The following is a 17,490-nucleotide window of genomic DNA, read 5'->3' on the forward strand; positions in this document are numbered from 1 at the left end:
GGGCAGTTAAGCATACATCTGCCTGTTGATGACAGGCGCTGAAAGAGTAAGGAACAAACATGATTCTGGATGCATTTTCTCTGCAGGGTAAAGTGGCCGTGGTTTCCGGGTGTGACACCGGACTGGGCCAGGGGATGGCGTTAGGCCTGGCGGAAGCGGGCTGTGATATCGTCGGGATTAACATCGTTGAGCCCACGGAAACCATCGAACGCGTAACCGCGCTGGGCCGCCGTTTTCTCAGCCTGACCGCCGACCTGCGTAAAATCGACGCCATTCCGGAGCTGCTGGATCGCGCGGTGGCGGAATTTGGCCATATCGACATTCTGGTCAACAACGCGGGGCTGATCCGCCGTGAAGACGCGATTAACTTCAGCGAGACCGACTGGGACGATGTCATGAACCTGAACATCAAGAGCGTGTTCTTTATGTCCCAGGCGGCGGCGAAGCACTTCATCGCGCAGGGCAAGGGCGGCAAGATCATTAACATCGCCTCGATGCTCTCCTTCCAGGGCGGCATCCGCGTGCCGTCTTACACCGCGTCGAAAAGCGCGGTGATGGGCGTGACCCGCCTGCTGGCGAACGAATGGGCGCAGCACAACATCAACGTCAACGCGATTGCGCCGGGCTACATGGCCACCAACAACACCCAGCAGCTTCGCGCGGACGAAGAACGCAGTGCGGCGATCCTGGAGCGTATTCCGGCGGGCCGCTGGGGGCTGCCGAGCGATCTGATGGGGCCGGTAGTGTTCCTGGCTTCCCCGGCATCGGACTATATCAATGGTTATACCGTCGCGGTTGATGGCGGCTGGCTGGCGCGATAACCTAACTTATGACAAATACCTCTGCTCTTCGGCGGAGGTTTTTTTTGCTTAAAATTTGTCAAAGTCCATATTGATAAACACGAAAAATCCATACTTAAAAATCATAGATGACTGCCATCACATTTTTATTATTGAAAAATTAATGCGTTAGTAAAATAAGGTGATTATCCAGCATTAGTTGAAATTGTAATGTCCATCACAGATCGCTATGCCATAGCGAAATAATCCATATCTTCACGAATTCCGGCCTGACACTTTTCCCCGCTATCTCGTAATTTCATTTAACGAATTTTGCTGTTGAGGCAGGAAAAATATGACATCTATAAATGACTCTACCCTGATGCCCGCCGCGCTGCGCGATACCCGCCGCATGAACCAGTTTGTCTCCATTGCGGCAGCCGTGGCCGGTTTGTTGTTCGGCCTGGATATCGGCGTTATCGCCGGGGCGCTGCCGTTTATTACCGATCACTTTACGCTGAGTAACCGCCTGCAGGAGTGGGTGGTGAGCAGCATGATGCTCGGCGCGGCCATCGGTGCGCTGTTTAACGGCTGGCTTTCGTTCCGCCTTGGGCGTAAATACAGCCTGATGGTCGGGGCGGTCCTGTTTGTTGCCGGGTCCATAGGTTCGGCGTTTGCCACTAACGTTGAAGTGCTGCTGCTCTCCCGCGTGCTGCTGGGCGTGGCGGTGGGGATTGCCTCCTACACCGCGCCGCTGTATCTCTCCGAAATGGCGAGCGAGAACGTGCGCGGCAAGATGATTAGCATGTACCAGCTGATGGTGACGCTGGGCATCGTGCTGGCGTTCCTGTCCGATACGTACTTCAGCTACAGCGGTAACTGGCGGGCGATGCTCGGCGTGCTGGCGCTGCCTGCGGTAGTGCTGATTGTTTTAGTGATCTTCCTGCCCAACAGTCCGCGCTGGCTGGCGCAAAAAGGGCGTCACGTGGAAGCGGAAGAGGTGCTGCGCATGCTGCGCGACACGTCTGAGAAAGCGCGTGAAGAGCTGAACGAGATCCGCGAAAGCCTGAAGCTGAAGCAGGGCGGCTGGTCGCTGTTTAAGGCTAACCGCAACGTGCGCCGCGCGGTGTTCCTCGGCATGTTGCTGCAGGCGATGCAGCAGTTCACGGGGATGAACATCATCATGTATTACGCCCCGCGCATCTTCAAAATGGCCGGTTTTACCACCACCGAACAGCAGATGATCGCCACGCTGGTGGTGGGGCTGACCTTTATGTTCGCCACCTTTATCGCGGTGTTCACCGTCGATAAGGCCGGTCGTAAGCCTGCGCTGAAAATTGGCTTTAGCGTGATGGCGCTCGGTACGCTGATCCTCGGCTACTGCCTGATGCAGTTTGATAATGGCACGGCGTCCAGCGGCCTCTCCTGGCTCTCCGTGGGCATGACCATGATGTGTATTGCTGGCTACGCGATGAGCGCCGCGCCGGTGGTGTGGATCCTGTGCTCTGAAATTCAGCCGCTGAAATGTCGCGATTTTGGTATCACCTGTTCCACCACCACCAACTGGGTGTCGAACATGATCATCGGCGCGACCTTCCTGACGCTGCTGGATGCGATTGGCGCGGCGGGAACCTTCTGGCTCTATACGGTGCTGAACGTGGCGTTTATTGGCGTGACATTCTGGCTAATTCCAGAAACCAAAGGCGTGACGCTGGAACATATTGAACGCAAGCTGATGAGCGGGGAGAAACTGCGAAATATCGGCGTGTAAGGGTTAATGCCGGGTAAGCGCAGCGCCACCCGGCGTTTTGTTAGCGTGATGCTGAATAACTACCAACTTTGATAGCAATTCCTCAGATAGTCCATTCTCGCGTTCAGATTATTCTTAGTTTCTTGTATTATCGGGCAACTGAACTCACCCGGCAGGAATTTACTGCACCTGAAACAGAAGAACGGCTATGTCAGCAATGGATTTCAAAAAAAACACGGACCTCGATTTTCCCTCATATGCCCCTCCAGCAGTCAGTTCAAAAGAGATCGATCTTCTGGGCCTGTTAGATATTCTGATTACCGCGAAAAAACGTATTGCCACCATTATCTTTGTTTTCGCGCTGGCAGGTCTGGCAATTGCGCTTCTACTGCCGCAAAAATGGACCAGTAAAGCGGTGATCACTCCGGCGGAACAGACACAGTGGAACCCGCTGCGCCAGATGATGGTTGCGCTGCAGGTTCTTGATGTGAAGGTGCCGGTTACCCGTCAGGAAGTCTTTGACCTGTTTATTAAAAAATTCCAGTCGCAGTCATTGCTTGAAGAGTATATGACCTCTTCCCCTTACGTGATGGCACAGCTCAAGAATGCGCAAGTGGACCCGCTTGAACTGCACCGTGCGGTTGTCAATATTGCAGACAAAATGAAAGCGGTGAATGATGTTCAGGGAAAAGATGCGGATAAAGCGCCTTTCGTCTCCTGGACATTGAGCTTCACCGCGCCGACCGCTGCCGATGCCCAATCCGTTCTGGAGGGGTATATCAACTATATCTCGGCAATTGTTGAGAAAGAGACGGTGCAGAATATCCGCAACCAGATCGCCCTCAAAACGAACGAGGTAGAGCAGCAGCTGACGCTCGACCGCGTTCGTCTGACCAATGTGCATAACACCAACCTGCAGCGGCTGAACTATTCGCTGGAAGTGGCGAATGCGGCGGGCATTAAGAAGCCCGTTTATAGCAACGGACAGGGGATAAAAGACGATCCGGATTACTCCGTTGCGCTCGGGGCTGACGGTATCGCGGAAAAGCTAAGGATTGAAAAAAATCTTAAGGATGTGACGGAGCTGAACGCGGACTTCCAGAACCGGGAATATTACCTGGCGCAGCTGAAAAAACTCTCCTTCGCAGACGTTAAGCTTGAGCCATTCAGGTATCAGCTTTCGCCATCGATGCCGGTGAAAAAAGACGGCCCGGGCAAAGGCATGATTGTCATTCTGGCGGCGATCCTTGGCGCTCTGTTTGCCTGCGGCAGCGTATTACTCCGTGAGGCCATGCTCAGCCGAAACCCATTGCCAGAGCCGGTAACGGAATAAATTCTGCACACATGAAGGCGCTGCAACAGCGCCTTTTTTATTTCAGGAAATCCTCGCGAACAGGCGTAAAGGTGTCCAGCAGCGTGCCGGCCCTGAGGCAGACGCAGCCGTGCATCACATGTGGTTGTTTGTAGAGGGTATCTCCCGCCGTTACGACATGCTTCTCTTCACCAATGGTAAACTCAAATTCACCAGAGAGAACATAGGTTAACTGTTCGTGCGGGTGGTTATGCAGTGGGCCAATCGCGCCCTGCTCAAACTGTACTTCAACCGCCATCATCCTGCCGCCGTGGGCCAGCACGCGACGCGTAACGCCATTCCCCAGATCTTCAGACGCGGTCTCTTTGTGGAACATAAACATGGCTTTGCCCTTCATAATAAAACAGTGTTTTATTTAATTTACATTGGCCAGCTTAAAAAGAAAACGACGTAATAAAGAACTGGAAACAGGATCACAAGTTTGCTTCACTGGCTTAAACAGATAAGGAGCGATGATGAAAACGATTGGCCTGATAGGTGGGATGAGCTGGGAATCGACAATCCCTTATTACCGCCTGATTAACGAAGGCGTAAAGCAGCGTCTGGGCGGCCTGCACTCCGCGAGCCTGCTGCTGCACAGCGTTGATTTTCATGAAATCGAAGCCTGCCAGTCGAGCGGCGAATGGGATAAAGCCGGAGAAATCCTGGCTGATGCCGCGCTGGGGCTGGAGCGTGCGGGGGCACAGGGCATTCTGCTGTGTACCAACACGATGCACAAAGTGGCCTCGCACATTGAAGCGCGCTGTTCGCTGCCGTTCCTGCACATCGCGGACGCCACCGGACGCGCCATTCGCGCTTCGGGAATGTCGCGCGTGGCCTTGCTGGGCACACGTTACACCATGGAGCAGGATTTCTATCGCGGGCGCTTGCACAGCGAGTTTGGGATTGAAAGCCTGATCCCGGATGAGGGGAACCGGGCGCGCATCAATCAGATTATCTTCGACGAGCTCTGCCTCGGAACCTTCAGCGAAACCTCCCGCGCATATTACGTCAGCGTAATAGATAAACTGGCGCAGCAGGGGGCTGAAGGGGTGATTTTCGGCTGCACGGAGATCGGTTTGCTGGTGCCGGCCGAACGAAGCCCCATCCCGGTGTTTGATACCGCGGCCATTCACGCGGCAGATGCCGTGGAATTTATGCTGTCATAACGGGTTTTGCAGGTCAGGTAAGCGAAGCGCCACCTGACGCGCATGCTCAACTAAGTGTTCGGTGAATGCGTCCACCAGCGCGGAAGCCGGACGGTGCAGCGGGCGGATAAGGCTTACGGTGAACGGGACGGAAACGCTAAAACGGCGGATGACGATCCCGCTTCCTGCATAGTCCAGCGCCGTAAGCGGATTGACGACCGCAACGCCAACGCCCGCGCGCACCATCGCGCATATTGACGCCGCGCTGTGGGTTTCAACGACCATCCGCCGCTTCACCTGATGCTCAGAAAAAAGCGTATCCAGCAGCTGCCGGTAGCTGTCCGTTTGCGACAGGCTAATGTAGTTTTCACCATGAAAATCTGTGGGCGTCAGCACTGCTTTGTGGGCAAGCCGATGCCCGGCGGGCAGAACGCACACTTCATCCAGCGCGAGCAGTTCCGTGCGCGCCGTTCCTGCGGGTGTCGAGAGGGTTTCGGTTAACCCGAGATCGTGCCGCTGTGCCGACAGCCACTCTTCAAGCAGAGGCGACTCCTGCGGCACGATGGTGAGATTGACCTCAGGATAGCGGGCCAGAAAAGGCTGGAGCAGCGTCGGTAAGAAGGACTGAGAGAAGACGGGCAGGCAGACAATCGACAGCTCGCCCTGACGAAACTCGCGCAGGCTTTCCGCCGCGCTGACGATTCTGTCCAGCCCGTACCATGAGCGCTGCACTTCCTCAAACAGGCGCAACCCCTGCACCGTCGGGTGAAGCCTGCCCCGGGCGCGTTCGAACAGCTTCAGCCCCAGCACTTTCTCGAAGCGCGCCAGCTCGCGGCTGACCGTCGGCTGCGAGGTATGCAGCATCTGCGCGGCTTCGGTGAGATTGCCGGCGGTCATCACGGCGTGAAAAATCTCGATGTGGCGTAAATTGACGGCGGGCATAGGGCACCTGAAAGCAAGGAACTGTCCATATCATTTTTGCATAGACTCGCGATAAAACGATATTTTTTATTCTGCTTCCGCTGTGGCGTAATCATAAAAAATGAATTGAACCGGAGAAGACCATGCCACGCCCGCTCAACCAGACGGATACCGATTTGAACGCTGAAAACCTGCTGCGCCTGCCCGCCGAGTTTGGCTGCCCGGTATGGGTCTACGACGCGCAGATCGTTCGCGAGAAGATCGCCGCCCTGCATCAGTTTGACGTGGTGCGTTTTGCCCAGAAGGCCTGCTCCAATATTCATATTCTGCGCCTGATGCGCGAGCAGGGCGTGAAGGTTGACTCCGTATCGCTGGGTGAAATCGAGCGTGCGCTGGCGGCAGGCTTTGATCCGAAAACCGATCCTGACGCGATCGTCTTTACCGCGGATGTGATCGACGACGCCACGCTTGCGCGCGTGCATGAACTGCAGGTGCCGGTGAACGCCGGTTCTGTGGATATGCTGGAGCAGCTTGGGCAGGTTTCACCCGGCCATCGCGTCTGGCTGCGCGTCAACCCGGGCTTTGGACATGGCCATAGCCAAAAAACCAACACCGGGGGCGAAAACAGCAAGCACGGGATCTGGTATGCCGATATGCCTGCCGCGCTTGAGGTACTGCAGCGCTACAGCCTGAAGCTGGTAGGCATTCATATGCACATTGGCTCCGGCGTCGATTACGGGCACCTGGAGCAGGTGTGCGGGGCGATGGTGCGCCAGGTTGTCGACTTCGGTCAGGATCTGGAGGCGATCTCCGCCGGTGGCGGTCTTTCCATTCCTTATCGTGAAGGGGAAGAGGCGATCGACACCGATCACTATTACGGCCTGTGGAGCGCCGCGCGCGATCAAATTGCCGCGCATCTGGGCCATGCCGTGAAGCTGGAAATTGAGCCGGGTCGTTTCCTGGTAGCCGAAGCCGGCGTGCTGGTGGCGCAGGTACGCAGCGTCAAAGAGATGGGCTCCCGCCACTTCGTGCTGATTGATGCGGGCTTTAACGACCTGATGCGTCCTTCCATGTACGGCAGCTACCATCACATTACCGCCCTGGCTGCCGATGGCCGCGATTTAACGCACGCGCCGCGCCGCGAGACGGTGGTCGCAGGCCCGCTGTGTGAATCCGGTGATGTGTTTACCCAGCAGGAAGGTGGCAAAGTAGAAACCCGCGCGCTGCCCGAGGTGAAGCCGGGCGATTACCTGGTGCTGCACGACACCGGGGCGTACGGGGCGTCTATGTCCTCGAACTACAACAGCCGTCCGCTGCTTCCGGAAGTGCTGTTTGATAACGGCAAGGCGCGGCTGATCCGTCGTCGCCAGACCATTCAGGAACTGCTGGCGCTGGAACTCGTTTGATTAAAGTACGGCCCCGTTGTGACCGAATCGCGTAATACCAGCGTGCCGGTAAACGGCGGGATCGCATCGACCGGCTGGTTCTTCGCCAGCCGGATCGCCTGATCGATAGCCGTGACGATCATGTTATCTATTGGCAGATAAACCGACGACAGCGCAGGCTCCAGCCACTTCGCGCTTGGGGCATCGTCAAAGCCGAACAGGGAGATATCCTGCGGGATCTTAAGCCCTGCCTGATGCAGCGCTTTGGACGCGCCCAGCGCCATATCATCGTTACAGGCAAATAGCGCGCTGAACGACACCCCTTCAGCAATCAGCTCCTTACACAGCTCATAGCCCCGCGTCATTCCCGCATCACCGTACTTTATTCGACGCTCGTCCAGACGAATGCCGTGCTTTTCAAGCGCCTTACGGTAGCCCATCAACCGTGCTTTACCCGTGGGGGTGTGGATCGGAACGGTAATGCAGGCGATCTCCCGGTGGCCCTGATTGATCAGGTAATCCACCGCCTTAAACGCGGCATCCTGTTGTTCGAAGAACACGCAGCGCTCCGGTGCCTGGCTGACTTCACGGTTGATGACCACCAGCGGCGTTTGCACGGTATTAATAAGCTTGATGATCGCTTTTTCGCTCATATAGCGCGTGTAAAGCACGATGGCATCGCACTGGCGGTCGGCCAGCATTTGCACCGCCTGCTCTTCCTGCTCTGGCGCGTCGTGACCGTCGGTGACGATCAGCTGTTTCCCGTGGGTTTCGGTCTGCCGCGACGCCTGCTGCAAAAGACGACCAAAGTAAAAGCCGTCGAAGGTAGAGACGACCAGACCAATGCTGTTGCTGGTCTGGTTAGCCAGCGAACGCGCGAGAAAGTTTGGGCGGTAGCCCAGCTCTTCCATCGCAGCAAAGACCTGCTGACGCGTGCTCTCTTTAACCTGACCTGTGCCGTTCAGCACGCGCGAGACGGTAGCCTTCGACACGCCCGCGCGCAGTGAGACATCCAGCATTGTTGCCATTCTACATTCCTGCTTCCACGTAATGGTTTGCAGTTTAACACAGACCTGACAGCGTATAAGCGATGCGGGAAGCGCAAAACTTCTGCCACGATCACGCTTTTTGGTCACGATTCGCCTGGCCTGCCGGAAGTAAAACTAAATAGTCTGAGTCTGGTAAAATAATCGCCAAACCGGGCTGGAGGCGTCAGGCCAGCATAATCATTAAAAACGCAGGTGAAACGTGAAAAAGACCGTCATTCTCCCGCTTTACGAGGCACCGCGCTATGCGGAGCAGGTCACCGACTGGCTCTGGCAGGCCTTTGGCGAGGGGCTTGCGCGGGATTTTTTCCATAGCATCGTGGAGCACAGCCAGACGCCGGGTGCCCTGCCGCTGACCTTTATCGCCGTAGAGGATGAACGGCTTCTCGGGACGGTGGGACTCTGGCGCTGTGATTTGATTACCCGTCAGGATCTCTGTCCGTGGCTGGCGGCGCTCTACGTTGACGACGCGGCGCGCGGCAAGGGGCTGGCAGGAAAGTTACAGCAGCATGTTATTCGCTTCGCCGCACGGGCCGGGTACGAGGAACTTCATCTCTGGTCTGCCTGCCGCGACTTCTATGAACGTTACGGCTGGCAGTATATTGGCGATGGGCTGGAGTATCCGGATAAAACGGTACACCTGTATCGCTATTCGCTCTGCGCGTCAGCGGGCGCAGCAACGGAGTGACGGCGCACTAACGTTGGACTGAAGAGATGGGTAATCTCCGGCGGCTGGCGTTGTTCGGCCAGCGCCAGCGCCAGCTCTGCGGCCTGGGTGGCCATCGTGATGATGGGGTAGCGTACGGTGGTCAGGCGCGGGCGCACGTACCGGGAGACCAAAACATCGTCGAAGCCAATCAGCGAGATTTCAGCCGGCACCTCGATCCCGTTGTCATTCATGACGCCCATTGCCCCGGCAGCCATCGAATCGTTATAGCTGGCGACCGCGGTGAAAGTCCGTCCGCGACCCAGCAGCTCCGTCATGGCCTGTTCGCCGCCGCTCTCATCCGGTTCACCGTAGGCCACCAGACGGTCATTGCACGGCAGACCGTTTTCGCGCAGGGCGTCGTAGTAGCCCTGCAGGCGGTCTTCCGCATCAGAAATGGGGTGATTGGAGCAGAGATAGCCAATCCGGGTATGACCCTGTTGAATCAGATGACGGGTCGCAAGCCAGGCGCCGTAGCGGTCGTCGAGGGCTACACAGCGTTTTTCAAAGCCGGGGATAATACGGTTGATAATCACCATGCCGGGCATTTGCTTCATCAGGTGAATTAGCTCGGCATCCGGGATCATTTTGGCGTGTACCACCAGCGCAGCGCAGCGGTGGCGGATCAGCTGCTCGATGGCCTGGCGTTCTTTTTGTTCATTATGATAGCCATTGCCGATCAGCAAAAAATTACCCGTCTGATAAGAGACCTGTTCAACCGCTTTTACCATGGCACCGAAAAAGGGGTCGGAAACGTCTCCCACCACCAGCCCAATAGTCTCTGTTGACTGCTGGGCGAGCGCCCGGGCGTTGGCATTCGGATGGTAGTTCAGGGTTTCCATGGCGCTTTGTACCGCCTGGCGTGATGCGTCACTGGCTTTGGGTGAATCATTAATCACGCGGGAGACGGTAGCTACCGACACACCTGCCAGACGAGCCACATCCTTTATTGTCGCCATTTATAACCTTCTTATTTGGGGTAAGCGTTTACACACTGAATAGTGTTGCGGAAAAGTGACGTCCATTCAAGGGAAGCCGGTTTCCGCGCGCCACAAACGTGACGTAGACCAACCCTGGTAGTGTAATCGTTACACGCCTGGTCATGTCAGAAGAATGTCATTCTGAACCTTTAGTTACACTTTGCCTCAGGCTGTTGCGATTGTCCGGTGGCGATGACGTTAAAGAGGTTGGTAGAGTCGAGATCCCAGAGGTATTGATAGGTGGAATCAACTCCGGTTGATTAACACGACTTACACCAGCCTGCGTTCTTACGCAGGTTTTTTTTTGCCTGATCGTTCAACCTGTAACAGCAAAAGAGAATATTCACACCTGGTTGCATTTCGGCTCATTCCCTTGCGTTTTCCTGCTGGCGAAGCGCAGGGTCAACAGCCACAATCAAGATCCCAGAGGTATTGATTGGTGAGAATTCTTAGTACGGTTTCGTACTCATCTCTTGCACCAACCTGCGCGGATGCGCAGGTTTTTTTTCGCCTCCATTTTTGCTGTCGCTCCCGTATCACTTCTCGTGTAATCTGCCACCATTTACTGTCAACCCACCACACTGTCTGGCAAAGGGAGTTGAGATGCTATTTGGGTTTTTCCGTACACTGTTCCGTATTCTTTTTCGCATCCGCGTCACTGGCGACGCCCAGGCGCTTCGTGGCGAGCGCGTTCTCATCACACCCAATCATGTTTCCTTTATAGACGGCATCCTGCTTGCGCTGTTTCTGCCCGTGCGTCCGGTGTTTGCGGTCTATACCTCCATCAGCCAGCAGTGGTATATGCGCTGGCTCACCCCACTGATCGATTTCGTACCGCTTGACCCGACAAAGCCGATGATGATTAAACACCTGGTACGTCTGGTGGAGCAGGGGCGTCCGGTGGTCATTTTCCCGGAAGGGCGCATTTCAGTGACCGGTTCGCTGATGAAAATCTACGACGGCGCGGGGTTTGTCGCGGCGAAATCAAACGCGACCGTAGTGCCGCTGCGCATTGAAGGCGCAGAGTTGACCCATTTCAGCCGCCTTAAGGGGCTGGTGAAGCAGCGTCTGTTCCCCAAAATCACGCTGCATATCCTGCCGCCAACGTCGTTACCGATGCCGGAAGCGCCGCGTGCCCGCGATCGCCGTAAAATCGCCGGGGAAATGCTGCACCAGATTATGATGGAAGCGCGCATGGCCGTTCGTCCGCGCGAAACGCTGTATGAATCCCTGCTTTCGGCGCAGTACCGCTACGGCGCGAAGAAAAACTGCATTGAAGACATCAACTTTACCCCGGATACCTATCGTAAACTGCTGACCAAGACGCTGTTCGTGGGCCGCATTCTTGAGAAGTACAGCAAAAAGGGCGAAAAGATCGGCCTGATGCTGCCAAACGCGGGCATCAGCGCGGCGGTGATTTTTGGTGCGGTTTCCCGTGGCCGTATACCGGCGATGATGAACTACACGGCGGGCGTGAAAGGGCTGACCAGCGCCATTACCGCCGCCCAAATCAATACCATCTTTACCTCCCGACAGTTTCTGGACAAAGGCAAGCTGTGGCATCTGCCGGAACAGCTGACCCAGGTACGCTGGGTCTTCCTGGAAGATCTAAAAGCGGACGTGACCACCGGCGACAAGCTGTGGATTTTTGCGCATCTGCTGGTGCCGCATCTGGCTCAGGTCAAACAGCAGCCGGAAGATGACGCGATTATCCTTTTCACGTCGGGTTCGGAGGGTAACCCGAAAGGCGTCGTCCACAGCCACAAGAGTATTCTGGCGAACGTTGAGCAGATCAAAAGCATTGCCGACTTTACCGCGAATGACCGTTTTATGTCGGCGCTGCCGCTGTTCCACTCCTTTGGCCTGACGGTGGGGCTGTTCACGCCGCTGCTGACCGGTGCCGAGGTGTTCCTCTATCCCAGCCCGCTGCACTACCGCATCGTGCCGGAGCTGGTGTATGACCGTAACTGCACCGTTCTGTTCGGCACCTCAACCTTCCTGGGTAACTATGCCCGTTTCGCCAATCCGTATGATTTCTTCCGCGTTCGGTACGTGGTGGCCGGTGCGGAAAAGCTGCAGGAGAGCACGCGTCAGATCTGGCAGGACAAGTTTGGCCTGCGCATTCTTGAAGGTTATGGCGTTACCGAGTGTGCGCCCGTTGTCTCGATCAACGTGCCGATGGCGGCGAAACCGGGTACGGTGGGGCGAATTCTGCCGGGGATGGATGCGCGCTTGCTGGCGGTGCCGGGCATTGAGGACGGTGGCCGCCTGCAGCTGAAAGGGCCGAACGTGATGAACGGTTACCTGCGCGTGGAAAACCCAGGCGTGCTGGAAGCGCCAACGGCGGAAAACGTCAACGGCGAGATTGAAACCGGCTGGTACGACACCGGTGACATCGTTCGTTTCGATGAGCAAGGCTTTGTACAGATTCAGGGGCGCGCAAAACGCTTCGCCAAAATCGCCGGTGAGATGGTCTCTCTGGAAATGGTTGAACAGCTGGCGACGGCCGTGTCCGCCGAGAAGATGCACGCCACGGTCGTGAAGAGCGATGCCAGCAAAGGCGAGGCGCTGGTGCTGTTTACCACTGATGCTGAGCTTAAGCGCGACAGGTTACTGAGCTATGCGCGTGAGCACGGTATTCCTGAACTGGCCGTGCCGCGCGATATCCGCCACCTGAAGCAGCTTCCGGTGCTGGGTAGCGGCAAGCCCGATTTCGTGACCCTGAAAGGTATGGTTGAAGAGGCGGAACAGCAAAATGCGTGAGTCAGTACACACTAACACCTCCCTCAGGTCGAAAGGCATGATGGCCGTCATCGCCGCGCAGTTTCTCTCTGCATTCGGTGATAACGCGCTACTGTTTGCCACGCTGGCGCTGCTGAAAGCCGAGTTTTACCCTGACTGGAGTCAGCCGATCCTGCAGATGGTGTTTGTGGGCGCTTACATTATCTTTGCCCCGTTTGTGGGGCAGGTGGCGGACAGCTTCCCCAAAGGCCGGGTGATGATGTTTGCCAACGGTCTCAAGCTGCTGGGCGCTGCCAGTATATGTTTTGGTTTTAATCCGTTTGTTGGCTATACGCTGGTGGGCATCGGTGCTGCCGCCTACTCCCCGGCGAAGTATGGCATTCTCGGAGAACTGACCACGGGCGATAAACTGGTGAAAGCCAACGGCCTCATGGAGTCGTCAACGATTGCCGCTATCCTCCTCGGCTCCGTCGCGGGCGGCGTGCTGGCCGACTGGCATGTTCTGGCTGCCCTGGGCGTGTGTGCAGTGGTGTATGGTGGGGCGGTCGTGGCTAACCTGTTTATTCCGAAGCTGCCGGTGGCTCGCCCGGGCCAGTCCTGGCGCTTTAAACCGATGACCGGCAGTTTCTTTAACGCGTGCCGCGTGCTGTGGCGTAACGGGGAAACGCGTTTCTCCCTGATGGGAACCAGTATGTTCTGGGGGGCGGGCGTCACGCTGCGCTTCCTGCTGGTTCTGTGGGTACCGGTGGCGCTGGGGATCACCGACAACGCGACGCCGACCTATCTGAATGCGATGGTGGCGATCGGGATTGTGGCTGGGGCGGGCGCGGCGGCGAAGCTGGTGACGCTTGAAACGGTTGCACGCTGCATGCCAGCGGGGATCCTGATTGGCCTCGTGGTGCTTATTTTCTCGCTGCAACATGCGTTATTGCCCGCTTATGCTCTGTTGATCCTGATTGGTATTCTGGGGGGCTTCTTCGTGGTACCGCTGAATGCGTTACTCCAGGAGCGTGGCAAGCAGACCGTCGGGGCGGGGAATGCCATTGCGGTTCAAAATCTCGGTGAAAACCTGGCCATGTTGTTAATGCTGGGGCTCTACTCGCTGGCGGTAAAAGTGGGTGTCCCGGTGGTGGCGATTGGCGTCGGATTTGGTGGGCTGTTCGCGGCGGCGATTGCGGGATTGTGGGTCTGGCAGCGTCGCCGTTAATAAGTAGCCGGGTGGCGGCTTCGCCTTACCCGGCAAAAGCATCAGCTACGGCGCAGGATAGGTATAAACCTGATGCACCGCTTCAATCTCGGCTAACACCTCTTCACTCAGGTTCAGATGGAAACTCTCAATGTTAGTTTTCAGCTGTTCCATAGTCGTCGCGCCAAGCAGGGTACTGGCAACAAACGGCTGACGGCGCACGAAGGCCAGCGCCATCTGCGCCGGATCCAGGCCGTGGCGCTTCGCGATATCCACATAGGCTGTAACGGCTTTCTGCGTCTGCTCGCCGCTGTAGCGGGTAAAGCGGCTAAAGAGGGTATTACGCGCCCCGGCCGGTTTCGCACCGTTCAGGTATTTCCCCGTCAGGGTGCCGAAACCGAGGCATGAATAGGCGAGCAGTTCCACTTCCTCATATTGCGTCACTTCAGCCAGCCCCACCTCGTAGCTGCGGTTAAGCAGGCTGTACGGGTTCTGGATGGTGACGATGCGCGGCAGATCGTGTTTATCCGCCAGGTGCAGATAGCGCATTACGCCAAAGGCCGTTTCGTTGGACACGCCAATGTAGCGGATTTTTCCCGCTCGCTGGCATTCGGTCAGCGCCTCCAGCGTTTCCAGCAGCGTAACGGCGGGGGCGCTCTCATTCCAGCTGTAGCCGAGCTTGCCAAAACAGTTGGTTGGACGCTGCGGCCAGTGGACCTGGTAAAGGTCGAGATAGTCGGTTTGCAGGCGCTTCAGGCTCGCGTCCAGCGCGGCGCGGATATTTTTGCGATCGAGGATTTGGTTTGGGCGGATCCCGGCATCGTTGTTTCGCGCGGGGCCACTCACTTTCGAGGCGATAACCAGCTTTTCTCGGTTACCGCGTTTTGCCAGCCAGTTACCGACGTAGGTTTCGGTAAGTCCCTGCGTTTCAGGGCGTGGAGGCACAGGGTACATCTCTGCGACATCAATCAGGTTAATCCCCTGGCTGACGGCATAATCGAGTTGTGCATGGGCATCGGCTTCGCTGTTTTGTTCACCAAATGTCATCGTGCCCAACCCCAGTTGACTTATCTCCAGAGCGCTGTGGGGGATACGGTGATAATGCATAGCCGGCTTCCTTCAATAGACATGTAGACCGCGTCAGGAACCTCCCGACAAAGGAATATAAACATGGCAGAGGGGAAGCAAAAGGGGAAGAAAAAAATCAAAAAGGCCAGTAGGCTACTGACCTCCGACTGTTATCGCTCAATAATTTGCGAGACTTCGTCGCGATTGATCTGCATTTTATTGCCTGCCTGGTCATGGTAGCTGACCAGACCGGTATCATCGTCGACTTCAGGTTTACCGTCAGTCAGGATCATCCGGCCGTCTTTCGTCGCCATGACGTAATCACTGCTGCAGCCCGAAACGGCAAACGCCAACCCGACTGCTGAAATTAACACCGCCCATTTTTTCATCGTTATCGTCCTCATCTGGCTCGTATCAAATCATAGTGTAGTATTAACCCGTTATAGCTACAGGGTGAAGCGGTAAAATCTTAAAAACCAGGCGATTATGTTTGTGAGCTCGCAAAATAAGTAAAAAACTATGTTTTAAGTAAGAAATGACGAGCAAGCAGCGCGCCGGTGAAATTTTTTTTAAGATAAAAACCGCGCGGCAGCGTCAGTATGGGTTCGCCCAAAGCGCCGATCGCCTCGGTAAGCGCTTTGCTGTTTGCCGCTTTCGGGCGCAGCTGTAACACTTCTCCGTGCCGGGCGGTAATTCGCTCGACCTGACCGAGCACAATCATGTCCATCAGTTCTTCCCAGTCCAGGCGCAACTGATGCTCCTCTTCTTCATCCGGGCTCCAGAGCAGCGGCGCGCCAACGCGGCGTTCAGCTAACGGGATCTGCCGTTCGCCTTCAACCGGAACCCAAAGCACGCGATTCAGCTTATGGCGCACGTGGCTGGTTTCCCACGTTACGCCGGTATTGCCGGTTAAGGGCGCAACGCAGACAAAGGTAGTCTCCAGGGGCCGACCCTGGCGGTCGATAGGAATAGTTTTTAACTCTACGCCAAGGGCCGCGAAATCTTGCTCTGGCTTGCTCCCGGCGCTTGCCCCCAGCCACAGCTCCAGAAGCATGCCGATCCAGCCCTTATCTCGTTTCAGATCCTTCGGGATCTGTAGCCCTGCCATCGCCGCAAGTTCGCCCAGCGAGAAGCCTGCAAGGCGCTGAGCCTGCTGTAGCAACTGGCTTTCGCTCGAAGGCGGTGAGAGCAAGGGTGAAAGCGGATGCATGACGATAACCTTTTGATTAAAAAATAAACGAAGAAACAGTCCCCTGTGGATAGAGTTTAACTTTTTCTGTACCAATATTCCATGTGCATGATTTATAGGTTTTTTTATGAAGTTTTCACGGTTTCATCAGGGACGCAAAACGGGTTGTTCAAATCTGGTCACTGACAATAAACAGGATCTTACACCATGTTATCCACAGAAAAATGGGATAACTGGGCATAACCCTGACTACTGTTTCAATTTACAGCCTTGACGTGCGACGAAAATCCAAATTTCAGACAAATTGTGCCTAACTTATTGGCACAATCTGTGGATAAAACCGACGCTGTTCGATCTTTCATCAGCACGACGATCCCTGCTGTGACGATCGTCACGCTATTCTGCATTTTGTTTGTCGATATGAATATAAGATAATGAAAAATATGGATTTATGTTGAAGGTGAGAAATGGGAGGGCAGAGGCCATTTCAGGTTGTTCATCGGTAATCAGACACTTCTTCACAACTATATCCACAGAAAAGGTGAATAAAATTGCCCTTGAGACCGCACATCTGTTTATAACTCTGCGCTTATTTGTGAGTTATTCAAATGTTATTAGGTTGCAGGCCTGTAAGAGAGTGGTTTACCGCCTCACTGTAGTGTGAAACAATCATTCATATATAAGGTTTAGTTTGGGGTAGTCCGGTGATTGATGACGATGGCTACCGCCCGAACGTAGGAATAGTAATTTGTAATCGTCAGGGCCAGGTCATGTGGGCCCGTCGATATGGTCAGCACTCCTGGCAGTTCCCGCAAGGCGGGATCAATCCGGGAGAGTCCCCAGAACAAGCGATGTACCGGGAGCTTTTTGAAGAGGTCGGTTTAAGCCGAAAAGATGTTCGCATCCTTGCCTCGACCCGCAACTGGTTGCGTTACAAGTTACCGAAACGTTTGGTGCGTTGGGACACAAAGCCGGTTTGTATCGGCCAGAAACAGAAGTGGTTTCTTCTGCAGTTGGTGGGCAACGATTCGGACATCAATATGCAAACCAGCAGTACGCCGGAGTTCGATGGCTGGCGCTGGGTGAGCTATTGGTATCCTGTTCGTCAGGTCGTGTCATTTAAGCGCGATGTTTACCGTAGGGTGATGAAAGAGTTTGCAAGTGTGGTGATGCAGCTTCAGGAGATCCCGCCTAAGCCGCAGAGCGCACCTGCCTGGCGACGTAAAAGAGGTTAAGCTA

The 17,490-nt window shown here is 55.6% G+C and carries 16 protein-coding genes; 9 read left to right on the forward strand and 7 right to left on the reverse strand.

Annotated features, from left to right (window positions below; translation table 11 throughout):
* The first annotated feature begins 59 nt into the window (after positions 1-59).
* The 3 genes from kduD to wzz(fepE) all read left to right on the forward strand — a co-directional run bounded on the left by kduD (position 60) and on the right by wzz(fepE) (position 3,862).
* The gene (kduD, locus tag IM265_RS09095; protein WP_003862835.1) at positions 60-821 is read left to right on the forward strand and encodes a 2-dehydro-3-deoxy-D-gluconate 5-dehydrogenase KduD; all 762 of its coding nucleotides are present in this window, start codon (positions 60-62) and stop codon (positions 819-821) included.
* 313 nt (positions 822-1,134) lie between these two features.
* Positions 1,135-2,550, forward strand: a complete 1,416-nt coding sequence (locus tag IM265_RS09100; RefSeq protein ID WP_028014298.1) for a sugar porter family MFS transporter — start codon at positions 1,135-1,137, stop codon at positions 2,548-2,550.
* Between the two features lie 187 nt (positions 2,551-2,737).
* The gene (gene wzz(fepE), locus IM265_RS09105) at positions 2,738-3,862 is read left to right on the forward strand and encodes an LPS O-antigen length regulator Wzz(fepE) (RefSeq protein ID WP_136343738.1); all 1,125 of its coding nucleotides are present in this window, start codon (positions 2,738-2,740) and stop codon (positions 3,860-3,862) included.
* Positions 3,863-3,899: 37 nt separating this feature from the next.
* Here the strand turns inward: wzz(fepE) and IM265_RS09110 are convergent, their stop codons facing one another.
* Entirely contained in the window at positions 3,900-4,223 is a 324-nt protein-coding gene (locus IM265_RS09110) for a cupin domain-containing protein (protein WP_028014296.1), read from the reverse strand.
* Between the two features lie 133 nt (positions 4,224-4,356).
* On the opposite strand from IM265_RS09110, the gene IM265_RS09115 reads away from it, so the two are divergent.
* Positions 4,357-5,049 carry an aspartate/glutamate racemase gene (locus IM265_RS09115; RefSeq protein WP_063437492.1) on the forward strand — a complete coding sequence of 231 codons (693 nt, stop codon included), beginning with the start codon at positions 4,357-4,359 and terminating at the stop codon, positions 5,047-5,049.
* Here the strand turns inward: IM265_RS09115 and IM265_RS09120 are convergent.
* Entirely contained in the window at positions 5,044-5,970 is a 927-nt protein-coding gene (locus IM265_RS09120; protein ID WP_063155114.1) for a LysR family transcriptional regulator, read from the reverse strand. The genes IM265_RS09115 and IM265_RS09120 overlap by 6 nt on opposite strands.
* Before the next feature lie 122 nt (positions 5,971-6,092).
* Here IM265_RS09120 and lysA point away from each other — a divergent pair, with 122 nt between their 5' ends.
* Positions 6,093-7,355 (forward strand): diaminopimelate decarboxylase, encoded by a 1,263-nt coding sequence (lysA, locus tag IM265_RS09125; protein ID WP_045629967.1) that lies wholly within the window; start codon positions 6,093-6,095, stop codon positions 7,353-7,355.
* Here the strand turns inward: lysA and IM265_RS09130 are convergent.
* Positions 7,325-8,362 (reverse strand): LacI family DNA-binding transcriptional regulator, encoded by a 1,038-nt coding sequence (locus IM265_RS09130; RefSeq protein WP_028014292.1) that lies wholly within the window; start codon positions 8,360-8,362, stop codon positions 7,325-7,327. The two genes, lysA and IM265_RS09130, sit on opposite strands and share 31 nt — an antisense overlap.
* Positions 8,363-8,582: 220 nt before the next feature.
* Between IM265_RS09130 and IM265_RS09135 the strand changes: the two genes are divergently transcribed.
* A complete protein-coding gene (locus IM265_RS09135) occupies positions 8,583-9,068 on the forward strand; it encodes a GNAT family N-acetyltransferase (RefSeq protein ID WP_041908378.1) in 486 nt (161 codons plus the stop codon).
* Here IM265_RS09135 and galR read toward each other — a convergent pair.
* The gene (gene galR / locus IM265_RS09140) at positions 9,029-10,045 is read right to left on the reverse strand and encodes an HTH-type transcriptional regulator GalR (RefSeq protein WP_069732749.1); all 1,017 of its coding nucleotides are present in this window, start codon (positions 10,043-10,045) and stop codon (positions 9,029-9,031) included. The genes IM265_RS09135 and galR overlap by 40 nt on opposite strands.
* Before the next feature lie 624 nt (positions 10,046-10,669).
* Between galR and aas the strand changes: the two genes are divergently transcribed.
* Together aas and lplT are read left to right on the forward strand one after the other, a co-directional pair.
* Positions 10,670-12,829, forward strand: a complete 2,160-nt coding sequence (aas, locus tag IM265_RS09145; protein ID WP_063155111.1) for a bifunctional acyl-ACP--phospholipid O-acyltransferase/long-chain-fatty-acid--ACP ligase — start codon at positions 10,670-10,672, stop codon at positions 12,827-12,829.
* Positions 12,822-14,015 (forward strand): lysophospholipid transporter LplT, encoded by a 1,194-nt coding sequence (lplT, locus tag IM265_RS09150; protein ID WP_059358098.1) that lies wholly within the window; start codon positions 12,822-12,824, stop codon positions 14,013-14,015. Before aas ends, lplT begins: the two co-directional genes overlap by 8 nt.
* Before the next feature lie 45 nt (positions 14,016-14,060).
* Here lplT and IM265_RS09155 read toward each other — a convergent pair whose 3' ends face one another.
* The 3 genes from IM265_RS09155 to mutH form a co-directional block, all read right to left on the reverse strand.
* The gene (locus IM265_RS09155) at positions 14,061-15,101 is read right to left on the reverse strand and encodes an NADP(H)-dependent aldo-keto reductase (protein ID WP_193031060.1); all 1,041 of its coding nucleotides are present in this window, start codon (positions 15,099-15,101) and stop codon (positions 14,061-14,063) included.
* Positions 15,102-15,232: 131 nt separating this feature from the next.
* Positions 15,233-15,451 (reverse strand): YgdI/YgdR family lipoprotein, encoded by a 219-nt coding sequence (locus IM265_RS09160; RefSeq protein ID WP_014885085.1) that lies wholly within the window; start codon positions 15,449-15,451, stop codon positions 15,233-15,235.
* Positions 15,452-15,579: 128 nt separating this feature from the next.
* Complete coding sequence (gene mutH, locus IM265_RS09165) at positions 15,580-16,272, reverse strand: DNA mismatch repair endonuclease MutH (protein ID WP_193031062.1); 693 nt, start codon at positions 16,270-16,272, stop codon at positions 15,580-15,582.
* A gap of 683 nt (positions 16,273-16,955) precedes the next feature.
* Between mutH and rppH the strand changes: the two genes are divergently transcribed.
* The gene (gene rppH / locus IM265_RS09170; protein WP_013098553.1) at positions 16,956-17,486 is read left to right on the forward strand and encodes an RNA pyrophosphohydrolase; all 531 of its coding nucleotides are present in this window, start codon (positions 16,956-16,958) and stop codon (positions 17,484-17,486) included.
* The last annotated feature ends 4 nt before the right edge of the window (positions 17,487-17,490 follow it).

Source organism: Enterobacter cloacae complex sp. P17RS, assembly GCF_014895885.1.
In the GTDB taxonomy this organism is placed as follows: Bacteria; Pseudomonadota; Gammaproteobacteria; order Enterobacterales; family Enterobacteriaceae; genus Enterobacter; species Enterobacter bugandensis.